Origin of the sequence: Massilia sp. CMS3.1 (genome assembly GCF_051262535.1) — a bacterium.
Classification (GTDB): domain Bacteria; phylum Pseudomonadota; class Gammaproteobacteria; order Burkholderiales; family Burkholderiaceae_D; genus Telluria.
This window is the reverse complement of record NZ_JBIMES010000045.1, coordinates 1-6891: the sequence shown is the minus strand read 5'-3', so window position 1 is coordinate 6891 and position 6891 is coordinate 1. Positions and strand designations below refer to the sequence as shown.

At 59.7% G+C, this 6891-nt stretch carries 8 protein-coding genes; 4 read left to right on the top strand and 4 right to left on the bottom strand.

Features of this window, described 5'->3' with window-relative positions; genetic code table 11:
• Positions 1 to 8: 8 nt before the first annotated feature.
• The 4 genes from ACHAC9_RS24215 to ACHAC9_RS24200 form a co-directional block, all read right to left on the bottom strand.
• Positions 9 to 323, bottom strand: a complete 315-nt coding sequence (locus ACHAC9_RS24215; RefSeq protein ID WP_435764330.1) for a hypothetical protein — start codon at positions 321 to 323, stop codon at positions 9 to 11.
• Positions 324 to 426: 103 nt separating this feature from the next.
• Positions 427 to 756, bottom strand: a complete 330-nt coding sequence (locus tag ACHAC9_RS24210; protein ID WP_435764328.1) for a hypothetical protein — start codon at positions 754 to 756, stop codon at positions 427 to 429.
• 135 nt (positions 757 to 891) lie between these two features.
• Complete coding sequence (locus tag ACHAC9_RS24205; protein WP_435764326.1) at positions 892 to 1095, bottom strand: hypothetical protein; 204 nt, start codon at positions 1093 to 1095, stop codon at positions 892 to 894.
• 120 nt (positions 1096 to 1215) lie between these two features.
• Complete coding sequence (locus ACHAC9_RS24200; protein ID WP_435764324.1) at positions 1216 to 1569, bottom strand: hypothetical protein; 354 nt, start codon at positions 1567 to 1569, stop codon at positions 1216 to 1218.
• 357 nt (positions 1570 to 1926) lie between these two features.
• Between ACHAC9_RS24200 and ACHAC9_RS24195 the strand changes: the two genes are divergently transcribed.
• The 4 genes from ACHAC9_RS24195 (at position 1927) to ACHAC9_RS24180 (ending at position 6329) form a co-directional block, all read left to right on the top strand.
• A complete protein-coding gene (locus ACHAC9_RS24195) occupies positions 1927 to 2310 on the top strand; it encodes a BlaI/MecI/CopY family transcriptional regulator (RefSeq protein WP_435764322.1) in 384 nt (127 codons plus the stop codon).
• Positions 2307 to 4130: a class D beta-lactamase gene (gene blaOXA, locus ACHAC9_RS24190; protein ID WP_435764320.1), complete on the top strand. Its 1824-nt coding sequence runs from the start codon at positions 2307 to 2309 to the stop codon at positions 4128 to 4130. Before ACHAC9_RS24195 ends, blaOXA begins: the two co-directional genes overlap by 4 nt.
• A gap of 60 nt (positions 4131 to 4190) precedes the next feature.
• Positions 4191 to 5075 (top strand): subclass B3 metallo-beta-lactamase, encoded by an 885-nt coding sequence (gene bla, locus ACHAC9_RS24185; protein WP_435764318.1) that lies wholly within the window; start codon positions 4191 to 4193, stop codon positions 5073 to 5075.
• Between the two features lie 99 nt (positions 5076 to 5174).
• The gene (locus tag ACHAC9_RS24180; RefSeq protein WP_435764316.1) at positions 5175 to 6329 is read left to right on the top strand and encodes an acyltransferase family protein; all 1155 of its coding nucleotides are present in this window, start codon (positions 5175 to 5177) and stop codon (positions 6327 to 6329) included.
• Positions 6330 to 6891 lie beyond the last annotated feature (562 nt).

The following is a 6891-nucleotide window of genomic DNA, read 5'->3' as shown; positions in this document are numbered from 1 at the left end:
GGACGGTTTTACAGCTGCACGATCTGAGCGCGGAGGACTGTAAAGCTTGTTTCTCCAGCTGTCGATTCGACACCCCATGGCTTGGCGGTGCCCACTCGAACCAACTGCCGTCCACGCTCATCAGTCCATTCGTCCTGAATCAAGCACGCCATGTAACCCGAGTGAGGAAAATCGCTGTCGGGCACGAGGTTCGCGGCACTTACCACAGGCGCTTTTTGAATGAACTGATGCACGCAGCGGTCCGAGTCGACAAGGGAACACTCCACCCAACCGGGGAAGTTATCGTCGACGAATCGTTCAATCGTCACTGAAAGCGCATCCATTCACATCCCCGTTAATTCCACACTATATGTCCGCTCTTGGCCGGTAGCAGTCTGCCAGCGAAGGACCGCAACCGACCCGAAGCGGCCGCTCGGAGAGGTGCCGTCAAGCCTGAAGACGGAGCACCGGATTGATGACTTCTCGCACGGTTCCCTCTCCGATCAACCGCATATGCCATGGGTAGAACTTCGATCCTGCTTGCAGGCGACCTGCGTTCCGTTCAGGGACGAGCAGCCATACCTCCGCCAATGCTGTCTCCCCAGGAAGAGGTGGATCGCCTTTGAAGATGTACATGCCGTCATTCATCTCGCCTTCCAGCCCGAAATCGTTCGGCACACGGCATCCTTGTGGAAGCGATTGCTGCAGCCCGCCTTCTTCAGTCGAGAAAAGGCGTAGCTCTACTTCCAAGTCGGGAGGACGTTCAGGCTTTCGCATGTTGGTTCCGGTCGTTCTCTGTGAGGCTCAACGAGTCCACTGCTGGCCGATTTCAGACGTCGCTAATGTCTGCTCCCGACCCGAAGCGGACATCGCAGTCTGCTAACATTAATCAGTCGATCTGCGGTTAGCTGATCAAAATATGCCCGTCGCGACCGCCACGCCGACCAGTGCGATAAGCAGGCTCACAACAATAGCGCTCGCACCTGTCAAGCGGAACAATGTCGGACCGCCTTGAATTCCAACTGGCAGATTTCTACGAAACGCAAAATAAATGCCCAAGACGGCCAGCCCTATGCCCCAGATTTGGTGCCAATAGGTTTCCAGAAAGCTTTCCAAGTTGACCTCTTTAAATATTCGGTACGAGTAATCGGTTCGACTGGTGTTCGTCTGCTTCTGGCCGGGAGCAGTCTATCAGCGAAGGACCGCAACCGACCCAAAGCACACATCCCCAGGCCGTTATGGTGGCGCGCCTTCATTGTCTTTGGCTCGATGCGATAACGCAAAAATGATTTTTCCAACGCCGTATCCTGCAGCCATTGCCGGCAAAATCAGTAATAGCGCTACCGCAGACATGAAGAATAGACCCCCGCCCTCGCCATCCAAGCTAAAAGTCGCGACAGCAGCGAAACCTGCCACGGCCACGATGACCCCTCCTAGGAAAGAGAAGAGGTAGGACTTATGAAACCAACCGGCATACACACAAATGGTTGCCGCGAAGATCCAACTCCATCTGCTTTGCAGGTACGGAGCTAATGCTAAAGCGGAATATGCAGCTACACCGTGAACAAAGGACGTATTCAAACTGCGCATTGTAGGCATCCCATAAAATCTCATGCGTTGTTGTCCGCTCTTGGCCGGAAGCAGTCTACCAGCGAAGGACCGCAACCGACCCAAAGCGGACTTGGCTGTCTTCCTCGATCTGGCCCGCCGCTATCGGAGAGGTGTAGATACAGCTCCCGACGCCGAAGTGTTATAGCAGAGGAAATATGCGCATTAGTAACTGCCTATGGATGCTTAAGCAAAGTACTCAACTGCGGAGGTCACATAGACAACGGGCGGTCTTGAATTAGGTTATCGATAGATGAGCTGCTTAGGAGCTGAACTCTTTGACTATCTGCGACGGTTGTCGCATAATTGCGGCATTGGTCAAAATGAAGAGCGTGCCAGATGTCCGTCCCCTTGATTACAGAGCTCAGCATATTGAAGGCGTTATGGCGCCAGCAGCCATTGAGTGCGCGCGAAATCCACGAGCGCGTCGAGGTTGAACTCGGCTGGTCGTATTCGTCGACCCGAAAGACGCTCGAACGCATGCTGGAAAAGCGCATGGTCAGCCAGCATGTCCGCCACGGCGTGCAAGTGTACGAAGCAGTGTTGGAAAAGGTCGATACCCTGGCTGCCTTTGCGCACGATTTCGGCAAGCGAGTGATGGAGATCGACACACCGCTGCCGGTGACAATGTTCACCGGCAGCAAGCTGGTCGACGAGCAGGAGCTCGCCCAGCTCGAGCAATTGCTACAGCATTGGCCCCACGACATGGACGAGACCGAATGACTCCGGTCGACGTCGCGTTAGTACGGCTGCTGGTCGCTGCCGCAGCTTCACTCGCCGCCGGGTGCGCGGTCTGGGGTGTGGTGATGCTCTTCTCCAGGCTCCTGCCCGCGCTCGTCTGGCAGCGTTCGCTGTGGCTTCTCGGACAGGCAGCGGTGGCGGTAGTGTTCGTGGCTATGCTGTTACCGACAGCGGAACGCCTGCGGGTAGTGCCCGTCATTGAGATGGGAGAGTCCGTCGGGCCGCAAACGCCCCCGGCGTCCGTGCACCCCACGGCACGGCTGGCTCCAGCGGCCGCGCCGGCACCGGCATTCGCATCCCGGAACACGTGGCTCCGCGATGCGGCCCGTGCCTGGTTGGTGCTCTACCTGCTCGGCCTCGGCCATGCGCTGCACCGCTGGCGGCGCGCCCAGCGCTTGCTCGATGCGTTGGCCGCCAGCGGTGAGCCGCTTTTCGGGCTTGATGGTCACGCCGGTTTCGCAGCGCAGGCGCATGCAATCATGCCGGCCGTGATCGAAGTCGAGGCTCCCATTTCTCCCATGCTGCAAGGTGTGTTCAAGCCGCGCCTGCTGCTGCCGCGCCACCTGCGCAGTTTCGATCCGTTGCAGCAGCAGCTGATCATCGAGCACGAGTTGACACACTGGCGGCGCCACGATTTGCACTGGAGCGCGGCGTCCCTAACGCTGCAGGCTCTATTCTGGTTCAATCCCCTGATGCGCATGCTGTGCGTTCGGCTGGGTTGGGCGCAGGAGTTCGGGTGTGACCGCGATGTGTTGCAAGAGCGGCCGCAGGGCCAGCGCAAGGTCTATGCGGCGGCATTGGTTGCGCAACTGAAGCTGCAACATCGCATGGCCGGCATGGCGCTGGCCTTCGGCGCCAGCGGAGAACCGACGCTGACCGCCCGCGTCAGCCTGATTCGCACGCCGGCAGCAGCACACGGGGCCTGGGCGCGCTGGACTACGCTCGGCTGCCTGGCAGCCGTGGTCTACGCAAACCTGGCGCTTCAGCCGGCGCTCAATTGGCATGTCGCCGGCGCACCTGGCGACGATGTTCCGCTCCCGGCGACTGCTTGGCCAAACGCGTCGCCCGGGACCTCGGCTGCGCTCGACTGCACGCTCATCGTCGATGCGGCCGGCGGCGCCTCCGTGGTTCGTGAGGGGCGCTGCGATCAGCGTGTCACCCCGGCGTCGACCTTCAAGATCGCCATCAGCCTGATGGGCTTCGACAGCGGCGTGCTACGCGACGAACACACACCTTACCTGCCTTACAAACAGCGCTACGCGGCGTGGAATCCGTCCTGGCGGCACAGCACCGATCCGGCCCGCTGGTTGCGCGAATCAGTCGTCTGGTATTCGCAACAGGTGAGCATAGGGCTTGGCGCCCAACGTGTGCGCAGCTATGTGCAGTCCTTCGACTATGGCAACGGCGCGCTTTCTGGCGAGGACGGCGTGGACGATGCGGTTGCGCTTTCCGAACTCAGCCCTACGCTCAAGATTTCGCCGATCGAGCAGACCGTGTTCCTGCGCAAGCTGGTCAACCGAAGCCTGCCAGTGTCCGCGCACGCCCACGATATGACTGCACGCCTACTCAAGGTCGCGACACTCGCGAATGGGTGGGAGGTTTACGGCAAGACCGGCACGGCACACACGCGATTGCCGGACGGAAGCGAAGAGGCAATTGGCTGGTTCGTCGGCTGGGCCAACAAAGGCGGCCGCACGCTGGTGTTCGCTCGGCTGTTGGAACAGCCGGTCAGCACCGATGGCTATGCTGGTCCGCTGACCCGCGACGCGTTCCTGAGCGAGCTGGCGCGGATCACGCTGTAGCTCGGCACCGGTGATTCCATAGACACGAAATTAGCAACGACACATAGAGGCATTGTGAAAATGAAAAAGAAGCATGTTTGCTTGTCTGGTATCGTATTTGCCGCCTCCCTGCTTACCGCCAAGGCAGCGGACTGGTACGCCCCGCAGGAACCCTTCGCTGTGTATGGCAATACCTATTACGTCGGTACAGGCGGCATCAGTGCGCTGCTGGTTACGTCTCCGTCCGGTCATATCCTCGTCGACGTCGGCGGCCCAGAGTCGCCCCCCCGGATCGTGGAGCACATCCGAAAACTGGGTTTCAAAGTCGAAGACATCCGATACATCGTCAATTCGCATGAACACCACGACCACGCGGGTGGCATAGCGGTACTACAGAAGCTGAGCGGAGCTACAGTACTGGCGAGTCCGGCCGCCGCGCAGGTGATCTCGAGCGGCCGACCAGAAAAAACCGACCCGCAATTGTCCCACTTGGTACCGATGACCCCAGTCTCGAAACTGCGCGTCGTCCATGACGGAGAGGTCGTCCGGCTCGGGTCGCTCGCGCTGACCGCACACTTCACACCCGGGCACACCAAGGGAGGAACCAGCTGGACCTGGCAGTCGTCGGAAAACGGACGGACAGCCAATATGGTATATGCCGACAGCCTGTACGCTTTGTCCAGCAAGCAGGTCCGCTTCAGCCACAACCCGGGTTTTCCAAATGCGAAAGCAGCGGTTGAGGGATCGATCGCCAGAGTTGAATCACTAAAGTGCGACGTACTCGTAGCCGCCCATCCTGAACTAGGCGGCTTGTGGGAGCGGAAGGCGAAGCAACCGGCACTCGGCAATGCTGCTTATATCGATCAGGACGCGTGCCGCAACTACGCTGCGCAGGCCCGAACCTGGCTTTCACGAACGATCGTTGAGGACGCGGCAGCTGGGCAAACCGCCGACGCAGGAAAGTGATCATACGAATGGCACTGGGAAGAGTTGCCACCGGAGAAGCAGTCGTAGGTATATGCACGCCCTGGCAGAAGCACTCCAACACCTCGACAAGAAATCCGCATGATGCAGCCTGAATCCACATCCGCCCGGCTCGCCGGGCTCGACACCCTGCGCGCGCTTGCCATCGCGCTCGTCCTGATGTCGCATTACCACGGCTTCGTCAGCCACGCGCCGACTTTCGGCTTTATCGGCCGAATCGGCTGGGCCGGGGTCGACCTGTTTTTCGTGCTGAGCGGCTACCTGATCGGCAATCAGTTGCTCGCCCCCGCCGCACGCGGCGACAGCCTGAACCTAAAAATCTTCTTCGCACGCCGCTTGATGCGCACCCTGCCGAACTACTACGCAGTGCTCGCCGTCTACCTGCTGCTGCCGGATAGCCCGATCGCCGGCAAGAGCATGGCGCCGGCCTGGCAGTTCCTCACGTTCACCCAGAATTTCAGCTTGAACTACGGGGAAACCTTCACGCACTCGTGGTCGCTGTGCATCGAGGAGCAGTTCTACCTGGTGTTGCCTCTCGCGGTGCTGGCGCTGGTCGGCAGCGAGCGCTCGCCGCGCCTGCTCTGGTGCGCCCTGCTCGCCGCCATCGGCGCCGGCATGACGGTGCGCGGCATCGCCTTCATGGACGGCATGGATGTCTTCGCGGCGCCGGTGTACTACTCGAGCTTTTCCCGCTTCGACGAATTGCTGCCGGGTGTCGCCATCGCCATGCTGAAGAATTTTCATCCGGCGGCCTTTGCACGCATCCTGCGCCATGGGAACGCGCTACTGGCGGCGGGCCTGGCGATGTCGGCGGCTGTGCTGTACGGGGTGGTGAACGAAGCGCCGACCGCCTTTGCGGCATCCACCTTCGGGTTCTCGCTGGTCGCCGCAAGTTTCGCGCTGCTGACCTGTTCCGCGCTCAGCCCCGATTCGCTCCTGAACCGGGTAAGCATTCCTGGCGCGGCCGGCCTAGCCCTGTGGTCCTACGCGGTCTACCTGGCGCACAAGCCCGTGTTCATGGCCTTGCGCCCGGAACTGGTAAGCAGGAACATCGATCCAGGCGCACCCCTGACGATTGCAGCGGTCATGGCCGCCGGCATCCTGGGCGGCTGGGTGCTGTACCGGGTGGTGGAGACGCCGTTCATGCGGGTTAGGGCGCGCTGGTATCCGCTGGGAGCGCCAGGCAAGCGCCACGCGAGCACAGCTTCGCCGGCCGGCAATGAGATTCGAGGCTAGGCGTCAGCCGGGTGCAGGCCAATCCAGACTGCGATGTGTGGCTCCTGCTGCTTTACAAAGACCTAGCAGCTACAGCCGAAAATCTTCGGCGAATGGCCTAGAAATGCTTCCGACAGAACAAGACATGCAACCAGCAATCAGTTGAGAGTTCTCGGCATGGCGGTCGAAACCGGAGCTGCTGGCGGTAGAAGTTTTTCTTCGTCCGGCTGGACTGACGTGCTGTCTGCCGCCCAATTGCCATCACACACTGGACAGGCCAAAGCCACGTTGAGACGGAACTCTTGCGGTGCGTAGTTTGTTCAATCGGCAGAGAGTTAGCCCAGCGTATTTTACTCACCCGTCATCACGAACTTCTAATAAGTTCTAACAAGTTATAGCTATGTATAAGCTCACTAGGCTATACAACGATATACAAGGCTATACAAAGTTAGACTTCACTCCTTGCAATAAAGTTCGCGCGCTGTTCGTCTGTGGAAGGATCTGCAAACGACCCGAAGCGGACCTTCCCAACTAGTCAGTGAAGCTCGGGCAGGGCTTCTACCTCTTTATTATCCGTGTTAGG